Raw genomic sequence first — 18863 nt, forward strand, 5'->3', positions numbered from 1 at the left:
GTCGACCCCGGATGATTCTGCCAGAACGGGAACTGATGGCTAGCTTCGTTTTCCGCCCGGAATCCGGTCGACGAACCACCCGAGCCGCGCGACCGTGCTGTCCAGCGGCTCCACGACTTCGGCCAGCCGCTGCAGGCTCGGCAACGTGGCGGCGATCGAATTGGCGCCGTGAGCGATCTTCTCGGCAGAGTGATCGATGCCGGCCGCGGCCTCGGTCAACGTGGTGATCTGGCTGGCGATCAGTTCCGCATGCCGATCGATGCCGGCAGCACTCACGCTCAGCTTGGCGATATTGTCGGCGATGAACTGAGCCGACTTCCGTAGCTCAGCTACGTCATCCATCAGCGCGAACACCGCCTGGACCAGCGTCTTCGGGCCGCGTCGCCGCCTGGCGACCGCGCCTTCGTGCTTGTGTGCCCGCGCCATGACTCACGCCTTCCGTTCGACAGGAGCCCCCGTGTCCTTGGCCTCCTGCTGGTACTGCCGCAGCTCGGCACGCACCGCCTCATCTAACGCGCGGTCAAGGCTAGCGTGGGCAGAACGGCGAGATACGCGGCGCATGGCATCGATGAGATCGGCGGCCCAGGCAAGTTCGACGTCGTTGCTGGGATACCAGCCGGTCCCGCGTTGCCTGACCACTTCGGTGTGTCCGGCCCGGGTCATCGCCCGGGCTGCTTCGTCGAGCTTCTTGTCGACCGCCGTGGTCGTTTTCAGGATCGCGGCCAACGGCATGCCGCGGGCGATGAGCTTGGCGAAATCGTCGATCACCCGGCGGTCGGGCACCAGGTAGGCATCCTTGTCGTCCGTCGGCTGGATGATCCCACCCGAGACCAGCCGGCGCAGGGTCGCGCCGTCCAGCCGGCCGAGCTGCATCTCCAGCTCCTGGCGCATCATGGTCTGCGCCTCGGGGTTCGACCACGGCGAGATCACCAGTTCTTCGAGCTCCGCCAGATCCAGCACCTCGACCAGCCCTTCACCGCGCTGCAGGCCGGTGATGAACTTCAGAATGTGCTTGACGGTGAAGCCCTCGCTGAGCAGCCGGACGATCGCCTGCAACTGGCTCAGGTGCCGGTCGGTGTAGATCGCGACCCTGCCCCGGCGCTGAGGCCGGGGCAGCAGGCCGCTCTCCTGGTAGACGCGGACGTTCCGGGTAGTCGTCCCCGCTTTACGCGCGAGGTCGTCGATCCGGTACTCAGCCACCAGCGGATTCTATGCGGTCAGGACTGACGCACCGCTGGGCTGTTCCGCAGTGATCTTGAAGTCGTGCAGATTGACAGTCTTCAGCTGGTTGACGTACTGGGTGGCGAACCCGGGGAACATCGTCGCGTTGAAACCGTCGTCGGTCAGGTACCAGCTCTGGCAGCCGGAGTTCCACGTCGTGGACTGCAGCCGCTGCTGAATGTCCTCGTTGTAGCGGGCCTGAACCTCGGGACGCACGTCGAGCGACTTCCAGCCGAACTGCAGCAGCTTGGAAATGGCCTCGACGATGTAGTCGATCTGCGCCTCCATGTACACCAGCGCCGAGCTGTGGCCGGGGCCCGAGTTGGGTCCGAAGGTGAAATACAGGTTGGGATAACCCGATACTGCGACGCTGCGGTAGGCGTATGCACCACGGCTCCATTCCGCGGCGAGTTCCCGGCCGTCGATGCCGATGACGGGGAACGGCGTGCCGGCCTTGGACACCTCGAAGCCGGTCGCGAACACGATGGCGTCGAACTGATGCTCGATGCCTTCGACCGTCCGAATTCCCTTGGGCGACAACCGGGCGATGGGCCAGGTGACCAGCTTGCAGTTATCGGCTTGCAGCGCCGGGTAGTAGTCGCTGGTCATCAGCAGCCGCTTGCAGCCAGCCGAGAAGTCCGGCGTCAGCTGCCGGCGCAGCCACGGATCCTTCACCTGCAGGCGAAGATTCGCCAGGCTCACCGCCTCCACGACGCGCGTGAACGGACTGTCCCATACCACGCCGAGCGCGACCGACTCGTGGCCCCAGAACCAGGCCGACCGCATCAGTTTCTCGGCCAGCGGCACGTCCTTGTAGAGCCGCTTCATCCACCCGCTGGTGGACCCGTTGACCCGCGGGATCACCCAGCCGGGCGTGCGCTGGAACACCTTGACCGACTTGGCGACCTTGACCAGTTCCGGGACGATCTGCACGCTACTGGCGCCGGTGCCGATGACCGCGACCTTCTTACCGGTGAAGTCGTAGTCGTGATCCCAACGCGCACTGTGGATCTTGTGACCCTCATACGTCTCGATGCCCTCGATCTTCGGGAAGCTCGCGTTCGCCAACGGCCCCGAGGCGACGATGACGGTGCGCGCCCGGACCGGCTGACGTCCCTCGAAGTTGACGGTCCACTCCCCCGCCACCTCGTCGTACTCCACGCCCGTCACGTTGTGACCGAACTGGATATGCGGCGCGATGCCCGCGGACTCGACCATGGTGTCGATGTACCCGAGGATCTCCTCGCTACCGGAGTAGGTGTGTGACCAGTCCGGGTTGGGCGCGAAGCTGTAGGAGTACAGGCGCGACGGAATGTCGCAGGCCGCACCGGGATACGTGTTGTCGCGCCAGGTACCGCCGACGCGCGTACCGCGTTCGAAGATCTCGAAATCGGTGATGCCTTGGTCTTTGAGCCTGATGGCTGCCCCGATACCGGCGAACCCGGCACCGATGATGGCGACGGACAACGGAGAAGAAGTCATGGTGTCCGTCCTCACGCGACCGGCTCGTAGGTCAATTCGTCCGACCACGTCGGCGTGTAGCGCACCAGCGGCATGGGGATCACGCCGGTGACCTTGACCAGCGAGTCGGCCAGCCAGTGGTACTTCGAGGTGCGGTCGATGACCTTCTTGCTGTGCCATGAGATGAACCGGTACATCGGCACCCGGTGCACGAATTCACTTCGCTCGCCGACACTCCGGAAGCGGCGCATCGCCTGGTACAGGCGCTCTTCGTTGACGCCCATGGCCACGATGTTGTCGCGCATCTTGTTGAGCAGGGGGAAGTAGCTCAACGTTCCGACGACCAGCGCCGGGTTCATCCAGCTGCCGACGAATTCGACAACGAGCTTGCGCATATCGGCGTGGCCCAGGATGTCCATGACCTCGAAGTCGACGGCGAGGTGCCGCGACTCGTCGGAGTTGATGCGCTTGAAAACCTCTTGCGCCACCGGGTCTTTGACCTCATCGGTGATGAATTTGATGAGTGCACCGTCGAGTGCCACTTCCAGCATGGGGATGACGGTGCCGAGGATCGACAGCGACATACCGTCGGCGAACTTGTCCAGCCAGGTGATCACCAACTGAACGTTGACGCTGGGCGGCGGGATTTCGTCGTTGTCGAGCATGCCCCAGCGCCGCATCAGTGCCAGTTCCGCGTTGGCGTGCTTCTGCTCTTCAGCGTGGAAGTGCTCGTAGATGCTCTTGAGCGTCGGGGTCGGAGCCTTCTTGGCCAGGGCGGCGAAGCCGCGGGCGCCGACGTTCTCGATCCACATCAGATCGGTCATGAACGGCTTGAGCTTGGCCCACAGTTCGGGCTCGATCAGCTCGGCTCCCGGTGCGTCCCAGTCGATGTCGACCAGGGCCCACTGCTTGTCCTTGATCTTCTGCAGCATCTCATCGAGATCCATTGCCATGATCCAGTCCTTTCAGTTCTCGGGGAGGATTCGGTTCAGCAGTCCGGCGCCATGGGTGTACAGCGCCGGGAAATGACGTTTGAGGTGCCAGATGACGTTCGCGTCGAACTGGGGCACCACGTACAGCCGACCGGCGTCGTGGGCGTCGAGGGTGCGTGCGGCAACGTTGTCGGGAGACAACCCGGTCCATCGCATGAGCTGTTCGGCGAGGTTCGACGATCCCGGAGTGATCCGCCCGTCTCGCGCGACATTCGTCTTCACGAAGGTGGGACACAGCACCGTGACCACGACGCCTGTGCCGTTCAATTCCGCCGACAGGGTTTCGGACAGCGACATCACGCCGGCCTTGGAGACGTTGTAGGCCGCCATCGACGGCGCTGCGGCGAACCCGGCCGCCGACGCCACATTGATGATGCCGCCCTTGCCGGCCTCGCGGAGCAGCGGAGTGAAAACCTCGCAGCCGTACACCACGCCCCACAAGTTGATGCCGAGCGCCCAGTCCCAGTCCTCGAAACCGATGTCGCCCACCGGTTTTCCACCGATGCCGACACCTGCGTTGTTGATCACCAGGGTCGGTGCGCCGCCGAAAATCTCCTGCGACTGCTTGGCCAGCAGTTCGATGGCGGTGCGGTCGGCGACGTCGCACTGCACGGCGTGGCCTTTGCCCGTCGGCAGCTGCTCGATGAGCGCGACCGTCTCTTTGGCCCGCTCCATGCTGATGTCCGCGCAGATGATCTCCCCACCGCGCCGAGCGAGTTCGAGTGCGAATGACCGCCCGATGCCGCTGCCGGCGCCGGTGATCACCGCCTTTGCTTTGTCCGAACGGCGTTGGCCACGAAAGACATTCAGGACGGAATCTATGCCGATCATCAGCACACCTCTTCGAGTTCGTTGGATCGCTTGTAGGCATCGGCGATGAAGGCCGCGGCACGGCGCAGGGCCGCAGCGGCTTCGGGTGCCAGATGCGGCAGCGCCTGGAATACGTGCACCATGCCGGGCCAGACCTCGAGCGTGCTGGTGCCGCCGGCCCGGCGCAGCTCGGCGTCGAGGTGGCGCGCGTCGGCACGCAGCATCTCGAAGCCACCCGCCTGAATCAGCATGGGCGGCAACAAATCGGCTTTCGCGAAGTCGAGTCGCAGCCGCGGATCTGCCACGTTCTGCCCCTGGGTGTACAGCGCGACCATTCGAGCGGCAGCGGTCGCCGACATCGCCGGATCGCGGTACGTCGCCTTCTCCTGCTCCAGCGCCAGACCGAGCGTCACGTCGATCAGCGGCGAGAACAGGACGACGCCCGCGGGGCGGAAGTCGGCGTCGCCCGCGTGCGCCAGCAGCATGTCGCAGGTGAGATGGCCACCCGCCGAGTCGGCGCCCATCACGATGTCCGAGGCCGCATAGCCTTCCGACAGCAGCCACCGGTAACCGGCTTCGACGTCTTCGGCCGCGGTCGGGAACCGGTGTTCGGGGGCCAGCCGGTAGTCCACGACGAACATCGGCAGGCCGGTGGCCTCCGACAAGCGCGCCACCAGCTTGCGGTGGGTACGTGCCGAGCAGATGACGTACGCACTGCCGTGCACGTAGTAGCCGGCCCGCTTGCCGAACTCGACACCCGGCCCCAGTACCCACTCACCACGCAGGTCAGGGGCGTGGACCGGGATGATCCTGGTGCCGCCCGGCATGGATCCGAAGGTCTCCATGATGGTGGCGATGAGCCCGCGGCCGAACCAGACACCGGGCTGGTTCATGGGGATCACGCTGGTCAGGTTGCCCAGGGTCCAGCGGGTCACGGTGGCCGAAAGGGCGGCGCGCAGTGAGGCGGCAGCGGGGATCGGCGGCAGGCCTACTTCGTCGGAGACTGTCACGATAAACAACTCACCATCCACTGCGCCATTTGTCAATGGCACAGTTGGCGATGGCGGCTGACAAGCCGGCGGGCAATGGGCGGAATCCCGAAAGTGTAGGGAAACACCGTATTCCAGTCAGTTCGTGTCAGAACTAGCGTCAGAGACCGACAGGTAGCGACACAGGGTGGAGCGAAAGCATGACAAAAACACTGTTCGGGGCCATCGCGATCGGAATGCTGGGACTCACCGTGAGCGACGTCGTACCCGCGGCAGCAGACCCACTGCCATACGGACCGGAAACCTGCATCAACGGCTACGTCTGGCGCGCCGCGCGTCCGGGTGATGCGGTGTGCGTTACTCCAGCGGTACGCGATGCGACAGCTCAGCAGAACGCCGTTGCGGCACAGAATGTTCAGCCCAACGACGGCAACATATGCAAATCCGGATTCGTCTGGCGCAACGCGTATCCCGGCGATGCGGCATGCGTCACCCCCGATGTTCGCGATCAGGCGGCAGCCGATAACGCAGCATCGCCCTCGCGCAAGGCCGCCGGCCAAGCCCAGCAGGGCCCGATTGCACCCGTTGGCGTAATGCTCTCCGTGACCGGAACCGGAACCGCGTCGACCATCGACACCTACGACCCGAAAGCGGAGCCGCGCTTACACGACGTGGCACTGCCCTTCAGCAGCACGGTTGCCGTGAGCCCGAAATCAGGCGATCTATTCGAACTCGTTGTAGTAGGCAAGGGCGATTCCCGGCCGGGCTGCACTATCTCCGTGAACGGCAACGTCGTTGCGCAGCAGCCGGTGGGCGGCTCGGGCCAGTGCACGTACAACGTGCCGTGACGTTCGGCCTTCTCGCCGTCAGCCTCACCACTACCATTCACGATCCCGCGGCCATACTTCAGCGGCACTGATCCGATCCGGCGGCGCTCCCGCATCAAGGCACAACTGCCGCACGGCATCTACCGATTCCGCTGCAAACACACAAAATGCGTAGTCGTCAGTGGGCAGCGACAGCGCGATCTCCAGATGGATGGGCGCACCCGACGCCGACACCGCCGCAGCACCTGACCGCAATCGACCCTCGGTTTCACTGATGGGCGCGGCGCCCGACTCGTGGCGATACCACTCCACGAGGAAGCGCCGCAGGTCCGGCCCTTCCACATCCATCGCCTAAACCTAGGCGGCTCCGTTCGCCCCCCGCATCAGGGATATTCCTACTGTTGTAGTGGATCGACCATCCGGCTCAGCTCGATCCGGGAGTGGATACCGAGCTTCCGATAAATCCGAGACAAGTTGACCTCCACGGTCTTCGGGCTGACGAAGAGCGTCGAGGCTATGCGCTTGTTGCTCATACCCGAGGCCGCCAGCACCGCTACCCGGTGCTCGGACGGCGTCAGCCCGTCGGCGCGCCGCTTACCGGAACCACCTCGCGCCAGTTCCTCACGAGTGCGATCGGCCCACACCACGCTGCCCACTCGTTCGAACGTGTGCAGCGCATCATCCAGAGCCGCGGCCGCCGCAAGACGTCGACGCTCGCGGCGGTGAACCTGGCCGCGTACCAACTGCGTTCGGGCTCTTTCGAAGGGCATCGGCAGTCGCTCGTGTTGCTCGATGGCGCTGTCAAGCTCGGCGGAAGCAGCAGTCAAGTCACCTCGAGCTGCCAGCACCATGGCTCGACACCGCATCCCTACCGCGAGCATCCAGGGTCGGTCCAACCGGACACCGTTAGACACGAGCGTTTCGCACATCGGTGCGGCTTCCTCCCAGCGACCCAGGCCCACCAGCGCTTCGACGGCATCCGGCACGAACACGGCGGAGACAATCTCAGTTGCCCTCGTGGTCCCGGCGAATGCGGACAACAGCGGCTGCAGGACATCGAGCGCCTTGCCGTAATTGCTCTGCGACACTTCCAGGAAGCCCAGCGCGGCGATGGACCACTGGGTCAGCCGGAAAGTTCCGCTGCGTTGATTGGCCGCCAACGCCGCGGCGACATGCTGCCGGCAGTCCGATTCCCGCCCTTCGTGGGCGGCCAACCAGGCATGAGCGGTCAGGGCCGCGATATGGGCCAGCTCGCTACCCAATTGCATGGCGAGTTCGGTGATTCCGTCGGCGACCGAGGCGGCTTCAGGTGCGTTGCCGAGCCAGTACTCGATCAGAAAATGGTGGAAGGACGGGAAAATCAGCTCACCCTCTTCACCGCTTGCCACTGCGTCTCGCGCGATCGACAACATCTCCTCGCGAGCGCCGGTGAGCTCTCCGGTGAATCCGAGCATCAGGGCATTCTGCATCCGAGGCCGTAGCGGCATCGGGGTATACGAGCGGTTGTCGCCCATGTCGAGCGCGGCAGCCATGGCTGTGGAGTCGAACCCGTCACCGGCCAGAAAATGCATCATCACCCGCATACTCAGCGCCCGGCCCAACTCGCTCGGCTCGCCTAGGCGTTCGGCACACACGACGGCTTCGTCGGCTGTGTTCACCGCGAACTCCAACCGTCCGGCGTTGTACTGCGCGTACGCCAATGTCACCAATATCGGCACCCTCAGTGGCAACCTGTCGTCTACCTCATCCAACGCACGCTGAAGCAATTCCATCGCTTCGATGAGGCCGTCGCCATAAAGTCGCACCACGGCCAACAGACTCAACGCCTCCGCGCGCAGGTCCCGCGAAGTCACTCGCCCAATCACCGATTCCAGCAGCACGCGGGCACGCTGAGAATCGCCGGCAAAGAAATAGAATTCCGCACAACGTATTTCGCGCTTCTCGCTGTCGGCGCCCAGGCTCATCGCCAGCTCCAACATCTCCGCCGCTGCCGCGGGTGCTCCTCTGCTGCAAGCGATCTCGGCTGCGCTGTCGAGCGCCACGATGGTTTCCGGCTTGCCGGAGGGATCAGAGAGCGCGAGATGACGGGCATGCAACTCCGGTTCAGTCACCAGTGCCGCCAGGCGGCGATGCATGCCGCGGCGGTGGCGCGCCGAAGCCGCTTGGTACACCCCGTGTGCCAGCAGCGGATGGGTGAATCGGACGCGGTTGCCGTCAATCACGATGACTCCCTGCGACTCCGCCTCGGCGAGCAGTTCAACGACATGATCCACGGCATTGTTTGTGGCGTCCGCGATCAGCGACAGTGTCGGATCTGCCAGGCTGGCCACAGCCAGTAATACATCTTCAGCGCCGGCTCCGACCCGCCCGACCCTCGTACGCACCAAATCGGCCAGGCTGCTGGGCAGTCCGACCAGTGCCTTGGATTCGTGCGCAGTAATCTCGCGTGCCAATTCCACTGCGAAGAAAGGGTTTCCACCAGAGACCTCATGAACGCGCAACACAGTCGGCCGGCTCACGGTAACGCCTAGGCGGGCACTGAGTAACTGGTGTAGTTCTCCGACCGTCAATGCCGGCAGCCGCAGCCGCCGCACCGCGTCAGGTCTGGGCAGTTGCAGGTTCATCGCCGCCGCATCGGTGCGTGTCGTACACAGCAGCGCCGCTCCTGGCGGAAGTCTCCTGGCGACGAAAGCCACGACATCGGCACTCGAGGTGTCCAACCACTGGCAGTCGTCGATGGCAAGCAGAATCGGACTTTTCGCGATAAGCCGACCGATGACCGCCGAAAACGCCGCGGCGACCGCACGTCTATCTGTGCCTGGCGCAAGCTGGCTGGGCCAGAACACTGCGTCCAGGCCCTGCCGTTGCGGTACCGGCAGATCGGCCCAGATCGTGTCGTCCACGTCGCTCAGGAGATCGGCCAGGGCGGTATAGGCCAGCACTGATTCGGCCATGGCCGCGCGCGCCATGAGCACCGTGAACCCTCGCCTACGCGCCTGGTCGACGCCATTCAGCCACAACGTCGTCTTCCCAATTCCCGGCTCGCCCTCGATCACCAGCGCGGACGGCTCGTTCACCGCAGTATCAAGGAATTCGGCAACCAGATGTTCTTCTGCCCGGCGACTGACGACGTGCGACTGACTCGTGAACCGATGCTTCACGAGTCAGCCCGCCGCTCTCGCACGGCGATTGGCCGGTGGCGGGCAGCGAGCCCAGCCCATCCGACAAGCCAGCATGACTGCAATATATTTGCTGTGAGCGCTACCGAATAGGCTTCGGCGACTGGGTAGTTGCTGTGAACGCGGCCGCAGCCCCTCAACGGGCCTGCGGCCGACCGATCTAAAACTACTTGGGCACTTGCGGCGCAATCTTTCTCGCAAGGACGAGAGCGGCCGAATTGGCCTCATTCGCGGATAGTTTCAAAACCGCGACCTGGACGGAATTAGTTCGGTCACCGGCGGCAAATTCCACGCCGCCGCCACCAAGGAACCGCATACCGTCGGGGCCGGGCGTTGTCGGATCCGGAAAGCCAGATTCCGGCGGGGGCAACGTGTTGTTGGGCGCCGTACCCGGATTACCGATTTCAACCGAAACCGATTCTTCAGTGACCGCGTTTTCCCAGATACAGCTCCCCATGTCACTGCTTCTACCGGTCGACTTGCCCTGCACTGTGGCACCCAGTAGACCAGCGACGTCCTGCGACGACACCATCGAACAAGCATCGATCCGGTTGACGGCAGGTGCTCCGGTCCGGGCCCCGGCAGGCGCATCCTCCCGAGAGTGACAACCGACCACGGCACAGCACAGCGCCACCACTGTGACCAGCCCCCGGATCGCAGGTACGTACGAATGCATCCTCGCCTCCTTCTCTGCGCCTGCCACATTGCGCCCGCCGCCGTCAGAAGGGCCGGACATCTCTGTCACCGACAGACATTCCCCGCCCGCTTCGGTCGTTGGTAAAAGTCGTCATATGTTCCGACGCGACGATCGTCCAGCCTTGAGCGCTATAGCTGCCCGGCCCGAGCTTGACGCGACCGGCCAGCGCACCGAGATCTGCGTGGAACCAATGGAATTGACCCTCATCAGTGATGCTGGCGACGGGTGAGTCCTGACCGTCGGCGCTCGCCGCCCAACTGCCGCTGAAGCGTTGACACGCCACCAGTCGGGTGGTGATCGAACATCCCGCCGCTCCCGACATCGCCTCCACTCGAACGTATCCCTCACGAGTCGGCGTCAGCGGGATAGCCGGCGTCGACGTCGAGATGACGTTGTAGTGCGGCTGAATTGGGCTCCCCGCCGGCCTTCCACCCGGCGCGACCAGAATCACCACCGCCGCACCACACGCCAGGAATCTGACTGGTTTCCAACGCAATTGGAGTTCACTTGACACAGACATCGACGTTGGGATTACAGGGCTTCGGTGGCGGGGCACCGGTCGTCGTGACCGATACGGTCGTCGTCGGCGTCACCACAGTTGTCGGCGTCACCGACACGGTCTTGGTCGGCGTCACCACAGTCGTTGTCGTCGCGGTCGGGCCAACCTGCGGCAACGGCAACGGCAATTGCGAAGGGACACCCGGCGGCGGGGGCGCTGGCGGGATCGGGGCGGCCACCGAAGTGCTCGGCAAGCAGTGTGGCATACAGCCACCGCCGGGAACGGGCTCTGGACTCGTCGCACTGACAACCGGATTTCTCGGCGCTGACGCACCTTCACCCTGTCCCGTGGGTCCGGTGCCGGCGGCGCGATTCTCATCCCAGCTTTGTTGCCGCCGTTCCGGTTTCACACACGCGGAATCGCCCACAAAGGCTTCCCGCCATACGTATCCCGCCTGACAGGACATCGGCCCGTACGCGCCGCCGTTGGGTTCGCGGTGAGCCGCCGGGTCATCGTCCTCCCTGGCCACGTCGATCGCTACCTGTTTTGTCACACAGACCTGATCGCCCGGGCGAGCATTCCGGGGGACGAGATCACCCGGACATCCGTTGTACGCCGACACCGATGACGCATTGGGGAGTGCTGCCAGCACGGCGATAGCGGTCGCGGACAGCACTAGCGCAGGCACCTGATTTCGGGTCACCGTCAGCACGCCCCTTCCCCGGTTGTCTCCGCAGTCCCGCTGAACCTGACGCTATTGGGTGCAGACATGACGGCGAAATACGGTATTTCCCTACTATTTCGGCCGGATCAGGCGGAGCAAGGCGCTCATTTTGTAGCAATATCCCTGATTCGACGCTCGTCCGTCATCGCTAACTTCAGAGTCGGAAATCGAGTGGCGATCAGGAGAACAAAATGTGGCATGAACAGACACCGCGGGTAGCGCTGGGCGTAGCACTGGCGGTCGCCGCAGCTTTCGGCGATATTGGTGGCCAACCGACTGCCGGCGCCGACCCAGCCAACACGTGCGTCCAGGGTTTCGTGTGGCGTGCAGCGCGTCCCGGCGACGCCGTCTGCGTCAGCCCCGGAGTCCGCGACACCACCGCCCTGGAAAATCAGCTTGCCGCACAGCGGGTCGATCCGCACGGTGGCCCGTACGGACCCGACACCTGCCTGCAAGGTTTCGTCTGGCGCGAGGCCTTTGCCGGAGACCATGTCTGTGTGCCGCCAGACAGTCGAACACAGGCCGCATCCGACAACGCAGCGGCGCCGTCACGCGTTGCCGTCAGCGCCACTGACTGCCTACCGAATCCCGCTCCCGGACTCATACCTTCGGGCACCGGAATGCTGTGCTGACGTAAAGCCCGAAAGTGCTTGGTGAGAAATACTCACGATTGCACTTACCTTGCGCACGTAAATGGCTGCGTCGCTTCCCACGCCGTTGTGGTGCCACTGTTGTTCGTGTCCGCACCGGTCGCCTTGCCGTTATCGAGCACGTTGCCGGTGAGGTGATTCGATATGTGTGGTGTGGTCATTGCCCAATTCACGTCCAGTGTGATGACGCTGCCGTGAATCCCGCCGGTGACCGAGCCGGTCTGATCGCTGTGGTAGTCCGCCGTGATCCTTGACGAACTGCCGTGCCCGACAGGTTTGCCATGCGCATCGATCTGGGCGGGGGTGCCGTCTGCCAGGTAAAGGGTCGCGGCGTCCTCACCGGCCGGCGGTGATGTTCCGTTCCAAGCCGGAATTCGTATCTCGACGCCGTCACTGTGGTGGAGCGTCAGCGGGCCGGAGTACGTCCAGTTCGCGCAGGCGCTGGCGTGTGCCGGCGCGGCGACCAGGAGCACGCCGGAAACGGCTGTCGCCGCCAGGATGCGCACCGGCGTCGGATAGCCGGCCTGCAATGTGCTTCGTTGCGGATTCATCATTTTCGTATCCGCTTGTTGCAAAGGGGCACATGAGCGTTCATGAATCCGACGTTATGGGTAGGCGGTGCGGCAATGCATCAGGAATTTCCCTACAGTTTCGTCGCGTATGACCAGCCGTGGTCAGTCCGAGCACGCCGAAATTGTAGGGATTCTCCTTATATCGCGTGTCATCCCGACTCCAATAGCCTTGCGTCACAGTGCCGGTAGGCGCAGGTGCGAAGGAGTTGAGCATGGCCAGAATGCGAGCGCCGATGACCGCTGCCGTGGCGATGTTCATCGCGCTGTGGTGGATAGCGGTCATACCCGCCTCGCACGGGGACACCCTCGACAACGGGCTCTCAATCTCGTGCACCCCCGACAGCAACGTGCACGCGACGTGCATCATCGGTGGCTGCGAACGGGTCAATGGTGACCACGTCATCGACGCTATCCACGTCGTGGGCCTCAACAGCGGGGATTTCCCGATATTCGATGGCGACGCGATGCAAACGGAACTGCCTTTCAAATGCATCAACCCGGGCACCACTGCCAGGTACGGCCTTGATACGGACTTCAAGAACGGACGGCGCAACCCCGACGGGTCGCTCTTCAACGTGAGAGTCCAAGGTTGCCGCAAGAACACCTTCGGATCGGATGACTGCGGCCCATGGAGCAACTATGCCTACAAGCCCCCGTCCACACCCGTGATGTCAAACCAGGGTGCACCTATCAAATGCACGGGCGCGCCGGCCACGCCTCAAGGTGAGGCCAATTGCCCGCAATCACCCGCGAGCCCACAATCACCGGCAAAGCAGACAGCTACGGTGGTCGGCGGTGGCGCAACCGTGTATTCCCTGGCTCACGACGAGGTACCCGATCCGGCTACCGGTGTGCACGGCGTGCAACTCGGCTGGTTGCTCCAGGGCGGCAAAGTGCAGCTGGTCCAGCCGTGTACGAATGGCTGGTGCATGATCCAGTGGAACTCGAACGTCGCGTTCGTCAAGCAGAATTCCCTGCAGTTCGGGTGAGTGAAGAGATCAGGCCTCGTTGTCGGCGCCGGGCTCCGTAGCGTACGTGCCGGGGTTGAACATCGACGCCACCGCGCCGAGCAGCATCATGACCGCCGCCGCGCCGAACACCACGACCAGGCCGGAGTGGAACGGTTCGGTGATGAGCTGCGGGAAGAAGCTCTGACCGGTCAGGGTGCCGGCATTTACGCCGGGCTGCTGCAGGGTGTGGAACGGGGCCAGCAACTCGGCTATCGGGTTGTAGCCGAGGAAGGCCGCGAAGAGGCTGCCCACCGGCGGCAGTTCGGCCACCTGCTGCGCGACGTCAGCCGAAACCCCTTGCTGCTGAAGGCCACTGGACAGAGCCGACGGCAACGTGTTGGCCAGGCCGACGATCATCAACGAGAAGAAGATGCCGATCGACAGCGAGTTGCCGGCGTTGAAGAACGTCGACCGGACGCCCGACGCTGCACCGCGCTGCGCGGCCGGCACGCTCGACATGATGGCCGCCGCGTTGGGTGCGGTGAAGATGCCGCCGCCGACGCCGTTGAGGAACACCAGCACGGCGAACTGCCAGTAGTCGAAGTTGACCGGGATGATCAGCAGCGCAACGAAAGTCACGGCCATCAGCAGCATGCCGCCGACCGCCAGCGGCCGCGCGCCCAACCGGTCGGAGAGGGTACCGGCGACGGGGGCCGCCACCAGGAAACCGACCGTGGCCGGCAGCAGGTAGATACCCGCCCACAGCGGGGTCGACTCGAAGTCGTAACCATGCAGCGGCAACCAGATGCCCTGCAGCCAGATGATCAGCATGAACTGCAGACCACCGCGACCCACCGACGACATCAGGCCGGCCAGGTTTCCCATACCGAACGTCGCCGATTTGAACAGCCGCATGTCGACCATCGGCGACTCGACCTTGAGCTCGACGACACAGAACGCGACCAACAGCAGCAGGCCGACGCCGATCGATCCCAATACCGCGGGGCTGGTCCAGCCCGTCGGCGAATTGCCGTACGGCTGAATGCCATAGGTGATGCCGAGCAGCAGCACCGTCAGACCCACACCGAACGTCACGGTGCCGGCCCAGTCCATCCGGCCGGGCGAGCGTGAACCCAATTCATGCAGCGAGCGGTAGCTCCAGATGGTGCCCACCACGCCGATCGGGACGCCGACCCAGAAGACGGCCTTCCATTCCCACTCGGACAGGAACCCACCGATCAGCAGACCGAGGAACGAACCCGCAACGGCGGCAACCATATTCACGCCGAGCGCCATGCCGCGCTGATTGGCCGGGAAGGCGTCGGTCAGGATCGCCGACGACGATGCCATCAGCATGGCGCCACCGACGCCCTGAATCACCCGCCAGGCGATCAGCCACACCGCGCCGCCACCGAGGTGGAACGGGTCGAACGACAGCGCGACCGCCGCCAGCGTGAAGACCACGAAACCGATGTTGTAGATCCGGACCCGGCCGTACATGTCCCCGAGCCGGCCGAACGGCACCACCAGTACGGCGGTCACCACCAGGTAGCCCATGAGCATCCACAGCAGGTAGCTGACGTTGCCCGGCGCCAGCGGGTTCAGCCCGATACCCCGGAAGATCGCCGGCAGAGAGATCAACACGATGGACGCGTTGATGGAAGCCAGCAGGATGCCCAGCGTCGTGTTGGACAGCACCACCCACTTGTAATGCGGGTGGTCGTGGTCCATCTGGACGCGGCGGCGTGCGGTTGCTGCGAGCGCGGTGTCGCGCTGCCCGGTGAGCTCGGTGTCAGTCGTCATCAGTCGGTCTTCGCTCCAATATCAGAAAAACATATGTTAGCTATACAAACGACCCGCTGACAATTCGATTCCCCGCGCGGGGCTCCCTCCCACCATTTCGCATCAGCACCTGTCAGCCGAGGCTGACATCGTCAGCACATGGTGACGGGTCTGGATCGCACACATTGCAGACAGTGGCGACACGCCCGACGTCGATCACATCCCACGCGACCGCGCATGTTTTACACATTCGACCGGCAGCCGCCACACCCTTGTCTTCCAGCTGTCATCCGTTACGGTGGAGACGTCCGCGCGGGAGCGCACACCTTGGTGCGCTGAGAGGACGGCTGTGTGGTGCCGTCGACCGTATGAACCTGACCGGGTAATGCCGGCGTAGGGAGTAAGCAGATGTCTGCAATTGGCGTATCGCCAGCTCATTTTCATGACCTTTCTTGCGGCCCCATCCAGGGCAGCACCAAGGTTTACCGGGAGCTTCCCGACGGTGGAAAGGTCCCGTTCCGGCGGGTCAACCTGACCACCGGCGACCACCTCGACCTGTACGACACCTCGGGTCCGTACACCGACGAGACCGCCACCATCGACCTCGAGAAGGGCCTGCCCGCCCGTCCCGGCGTCGTCAAGGACCGCGGCACGCAGCTCCAGCGTGCGCGCAACGGCGAAATCACCGCGGAGATGGCGTTCATCGCCGAGCGCGAGGGCGTGCCCGCTGAGCTGGTGCGCGACGAGGTCGCCATCGGCCGCGCGATCATCCCGGCCAACCACAACCACCCCGAGCTCGAGCCGATGATCATCGGCAAGGCCTTCGCGGTGAAGGTCAACGCCAACATCGGAAACAGCGCAGTAACCTCGTCCATCTCCGAAGAGGTCGACAAGATGGTGTGGGCCACCCGCTGGGGCGCCGACACGATCATGGATCTGTCCACCGGCAAGGACATCCACCAGACCCGCGAGTGGATCCTGCGCAACTCCCCCGTCCCGGTCGGCACCGTGCCGATCTACCAGGCGCTGGAGAAGGTCAACGGCGATCCCACGCTGCTGACCTGGGAGCTGTACCGCGACACCGTCATCGAACAGTGCGAGCAGGGCGTCGATTACATGACAGTCCACGCCGGCGTGCTGCTGCGCTACATCCCGCTGACCGTCAAGCGCGTCACCGGCATCGTGTCCCGCGGCGGCTCGATCATGGCGGCGTGGTGCCTGGCGCACCACCAGGAGTCGTTCCTCTACACGCACTTCGAAGAGCTCTGCGAGATCCTGCAGCGCTACGACGTCACCTTCTCCCTCGGTGACGGCCTGCGTCCCGGCTCGATCGCCGACGCCAACGACGAGGCCCAGTTCGCCGAGCTGACCACGCTGGGCGAGCTGACCAAGATCGCGAAATCCCATGGCGTGCAGGTGATGATCGAAGGCCCGGGCCACGTCCCGATGCACAAGATCGTGGAGAACGTGCGCCTGGAAGAAGAGCTCTGCGAAGAGGCGCCGTTCTACACCCTCGGCCCGCTGGCCACCGACATCGCTCCGGCGTATGACCACATCACCTCGGCCATCGGCGCGGCGATCATCGCCCAGGCCGGTACCGCGATGCTCTGCTACGTCACCCCGAAGGAGCACCTGGGCCTGCCCAACCGCAAGGACGTCAAGGACGGGGTGATCGCGTACAAGATCGCCGCGCACGCCGCGGACCTGGCCAAGGGCCACCCCGGCGCGCAGGACCGCGACAACGCGCTGTCGCAGGCCCGCTTCGAGTTCCGCTGGCACGATCAGTTCGCGCTGTCGCTCGACCCGGACACCGCCCGCGAGTACCACGACGAGACGCTGCCCGCCGAGCCCGCCAAAACGGCGCACTTCTGCTCGATGTGCGGGCCGAAGTTCTGCTCGATGCGCATCACGCAGGACATCCGCGACGCCTACCCGGACGGGGTCGCCCCCGATTACGCGGACGAGATCGCACAAGGCATGGCAGAGAAATCCCAGGAGTTCGCCGACCACGGCAACCGGGTGTATCTACCCTTGGCTCCGTGATGTCGAAGTGAACTTCCTGCCCTTGACCCCGCCGGGCCAGACGCCCCTGCGGGTGATGACCATTGCCGGCTCGGACTCCGGTGGTGGCGCCGGCATCCAGGCCGACCTCCGCACCTTCGCGATGCTCGGTATCCACGGGTGCGTCGCCGTTGCTGCGGTGACGGTGCAGAACTCGGTGGGGGTCAAGGGTTTTCACGAGCTGCCGCTCGACATCATCAGCGGGCAGATCACGGCGGTGGCCGACGACATCGGCATCCAGGCGGCCAAGACCGGCATGCTGGCCTCGGCCGAGATCATCGGCGCGGTCGTAGATAGTTGGCGCGACCTGGACGAACAGGTTCCGCTCGTCGTCGACCCTGTGTGCGCGTCCATGCACGGCGACCCACTGCTGCACCCGAGCGCGCTGAACTCGGTTCGCACCCAGCTGTTTCCGATCGCCACCCTGGTCACCCCGAACCTCGATGAGGTCCGGCTGATCACGGGGATCGACGTGGTGGACGCGTCGACGCAACGCGATGCCGCCAAAGCCCTGCACGACATGGGCCCGCAGTGGGCCCTGGTCAAGGGCGGACATCTGCGGTCCAGCGATCACAGCCCCGACCTGCTGTACAACGGCAGCGAGTTCTACGAATTCACCACCGAGCGCATCGACACCGGCCATGACCACGGTGCGGGTGACACCCTCGCCGCGTCCACGGCTTGCGCACTGGCGCACGGCTTTTCGGTGCCCGACGCGGTGGCGTTCGGCAAGAGCTGGGTGACCGAATGCCTGCGGGCGGCCTACCCCCTTGGCCACGGCCACGGTCCCGTCAACGCGCTATTCCGGTTGACCCATGAATCTTGAGGCCATCGCGGGCGTCGCACACGAACCCGACGGGACGCCGACGGGCGTCGTGCTACTCACCCACGGCGCGGGCAGTAACCGTGACGCCCCCCTGCTCGTCCGGATGTGCGACGAGTGGGCCCGGCACGGCTGGCTCGCCATCCGTTATGACCTGCCGTACCGGCGCCGCCGACCGAAGGGGCCGCCGTCCAATTCCGCGGCCTCGGATCAACAGGGCATCGTCGACGCCATTGCGCTGGCGCGCACCCTGACCGACGGTCCCGTGATCGCGGGCGGTCATTCCTACGGCGGCCGGATGACGTCCATGGTCGCGGCCGCAGGAGACAGCACGGTCGAGCTGGCTGCACTTACCTTGTCCTCCTACCCCCTGCACCCGCCCGGCAAGCCTGAGCGCGCGCGCACCGAGCACCTGCCCCAGATCACCGTCCCGACGGTCTTCACCCACGGCACCGCCGACCCGTTCGGCACCATCGCCGAGCTGACGGCCGCCGCGGCGCTGGTTCCCGCCCCCACCGAGATCGTCGAAATCACCGGTGCCCGCCACGACCTGGGATCCAAGACCCTGGACGTCCCGGCGCTGGCGGTCGCCGCCGGCATCAGACTCGCGCTTCAGCAGCGGTAAC

At 64.6% G+C, this 18863-nt stretch carries 18 protein-coding genes and 1 riboswitch; of the genes, 6 read left to right on the forward strand and 12 right to left on the reverse strand.

Translation table 11 applies throughout. The annotated features are described in order from the left end of the window. Nucleotides 1-39: 39 nt before the first annotated feature. The 6 genes from ACX12F_RS24835 to ACX12F_RS24860 are packed head-to-tail and all read right to left on the reverse strand — an operon-like array spanning nt 40 to nt 5494. Entirely contained in the window at nt 40-426 is a 387-nt protein-coding gene (locus ACX12F_RS24835; protein WP_459366932.1) for a hypothetical protein, read from the reverse strand. A gap of 3 nt (nt 427-429) precedes the next feature. Beyond that, nucleotides 430-1200 carry a MerR family transcriptional regulator gene (locus ACX12F_RS24840; protein WP_459366933.1) on the reverse strand — a complete coding sequence of 257 codons (771 nt, stop codon included), beginning with the start codon at nt 1198-1200 and terminating at the stop codon, nt 430-432. Between the two features lie 9 nt (nt 1201-1209). After that, the gene (locus tag ACX12F_RS24845; protein WP_459366934.1) at nt 1210-2703 is read right to left on the reverse strand and encodes a flavin-containing monooxygenase; all 1494 of its coding nucleotides are present in this window, start codon (nt 2701-2703) and stop codon (nt 1210-1212) included. Between the two features lie 11 nt (nt 2704-2714). Then, nucleotides 2715-3635 (reverse strand): ferritin-like domain-containing protein, encoded by a 921-nt coding sequence (locus tag ACX12F_RS24850; protein WP_459366935.1) that lies wholly within the window; start codon nt 3633-3635, stop codon nt 2715-2717. Nucleotides 3636-3647: 12 nt separating this feature from the next. Beyond that, on the reverse strand, nt 3648-4505 hold the full coding sequence (locus ACX12F_RS24855) for an SDR family NAD(P)-dependent oxidoreductase (RefSeq protein ID WP_459366936.1): 858 nt from the start codon (nt 4503-4505) through the stop codon (nt 3648-3650). Further along, nucleotides 4505-5494, reverse strand: coding sequence for an alpha/beta hydrolase (locus ACX12F_RS24860; protein WP_459366937.1), 990 nt, complete (start codon nt 5492-5494; stop codon nt 4505-4507). Before ACX12F_RS24860 ends, ACX12F_RS24855 begins: the two co-directional genes overlap by 1 nt. Before the next feature lie 179 nt (nt 5495-5673). On the opposite strand from ACX12F_RS24860, the gene ACX12F_RS24865 reads away from it, so the two are divergent. Further along, nucleotides 5674-6321, forward strand: a complete 648-nt coding sequence (locus tag ACX12F_RS24865; RefSeq protein WP_459366938.1) for an MmpS family transport accessory protein — start codon at nt 5674-5676, stop codon at nt 6319-6321. 30 nt (nt 6322-6351) lie between these two features. On the opposite strand, the gene ACX12F_RS24870 is transcribed toward ACX12F_RS24865, so the two are convergent. The 4 genes from ACX12F_RS24870 to ACX12F_RS24885 form a co-directional block, all read right to left on the reverse strand. Then, nucleotides 6352-6648, reverse strand: a complete 297-nt coding sequence (locus ACX12F_RS24870) for a hypothetical protein (protein ID WP_459366939.1) — start codon at nt 6646-6648, stop codon at nt 6352-6354. A gap of 47 nt (nt 6649-6695) precedes the next feature. Then, complete coding sequence (locus ACX12F_RS24875; protein WP_459366940.1) at nt 6696-9377, reverse strand: helix-turn-helix transcriptional regulator; 2682 nt, start codon at nt 9375-9377, stop codon at nt 6696-6698. Nucleotides 9378-9645: 268 nt separating this feature from the next. Beyond that, nucleotides 9646-10155 (reverse strand): hypothetical protein, encoded by a 510-nt coding sequence (locus ACX12F_RS24880; RefSeq protein ID WP_459366941.1) that lies wholly within the window; start codon nt 10153-10155, stop codon nt 9646-9648. Nucleotides 10156-10198: 43 nt separating this feature from the next. Then, a complete protein-coding gene (locus ACX12F_RS24885; protein WP_459366942.1) occupies nt 10199-10630 on the reverse strand; it encodes a hypothetical protein in 432 nt (143 codons plus the stop codon). Between the two features lie 960 nt (nt 10631-11590). Between ACX12F_RS24885 and ACX12F_RS24890 the strand changes: the two genes are divergently transcribed. Continuing rightward, the gene (locus ACX12F_RS24890; protein WP_459366943.1) at nt 11591-12031 is read left to right on the forward strand and encodes a hypothetical protein; all 441 of its coding nucleotides are present in this window, start codon (nt 11591-11593) and stop codon (nt 12029-12031) included. 44 nt (nt 12032-12075) lie between these two features. Here ACX12F_RS24890 and ACX12F_RS24895 read toward each other — a convergent pair whose 3' ends face one another. Next, nucleotides 12076-12603 carry a hypothetical protein gene (locus tag ACX12F_RS24895; protein ID WP_459366944.1) on the reverse strand — a complete coding sequence of 176 codons (528 nt, stop codon included), beginning with the start codon at nt 12601-12603 and terminating at the stop codon, nt 12076-12078. Between the two features lie 269 nt (nt 12604-12872). On the opposite strand from ACX12F_RS24895, the gene ACX12F_RS24900 reads away from it, so the two are divergent. Next, nucleotides 12873-13610, forward strand: a complete 738-nt coding sequence (locus ACX12F_RS24900) for a hypothetical protein (protein ID WP_459366945.1) — start codon at nt 12873-12875, stop codon at nt 13608-13610. 9 nt (nt 13611-13619) lie between these two features. Here the strand turns inward: ACX12F_RS24900 and ACX12F_RS24905 are convergent, their stop codons facing one another. Continuing rightward, entirely contained in the window at nt 13620-15374 is a 1755-nt protein-coding gene (locus ACX12F_RS24905) for an MFS transporter (RefSeq protein WP_459366946.1), read from the reverse strand. A 281-nt stretch (nt 15375-15655) separates the two neighbouring features. Continuing rightward, nucleotides 15656-15770, forward strand: a riboswitch (TPP riboswitch). Between ACX12F_RS24905 and thiC the strand changes: the two genes are divergently transcribed. The 3 genes from thiC (at nt 15762) to ACX12F_RS24920 (ending at nt 18862) form a co-directional block, all read left to right on the forward strand. Further along, a complete protein-coding gene (gene thiC / locus ACX12F_RS24910; protein ID WP_459366947.1) occupies nt 15762-17396 on the forward strand; it encodes a phosphomethylpyrimidine synthase ThiC in 1635 nt (544 codons plus the stop codon). It overlaps the preceding riboswitch by 9 nt. A 7-nt stretch (nt 17397-17403) precedes the next feature. Continuing rightward, nucleotides 17404-18240 (forward strand): bifunctional hydroxymethylpyrimidine kinase/phosphomethylpyrimidine kinase, encoded by an 837-nt coding sequence (thiD, locus tag ACX12F_RS24915; protein ID WP_459366948.1) that lies wholly within the window; start codon nt 17404-17406, stop codon nt 18238-18240. Further along, nucleotides 18230-18862 (forward strand): alpha/beta hydrolase family protein, encoded by a 633-nt coding sequence (locus ACX12F_RS24920; RefSeq protein ID WP_459366949.1) that lies wholly within the window; start codon nt 18230-18232, stop codon nt 18860-18862. The genes thiD and ACX12F_RS24920 overlap by 11 nt, the downstream gene beginning before the upstream one ends. Nucleotide 18863 lies beyond the last annotated feature (1 nt).

Source organism: Mycolicibacterium sp. HS_4_1 (assembly GCF_054515875.1).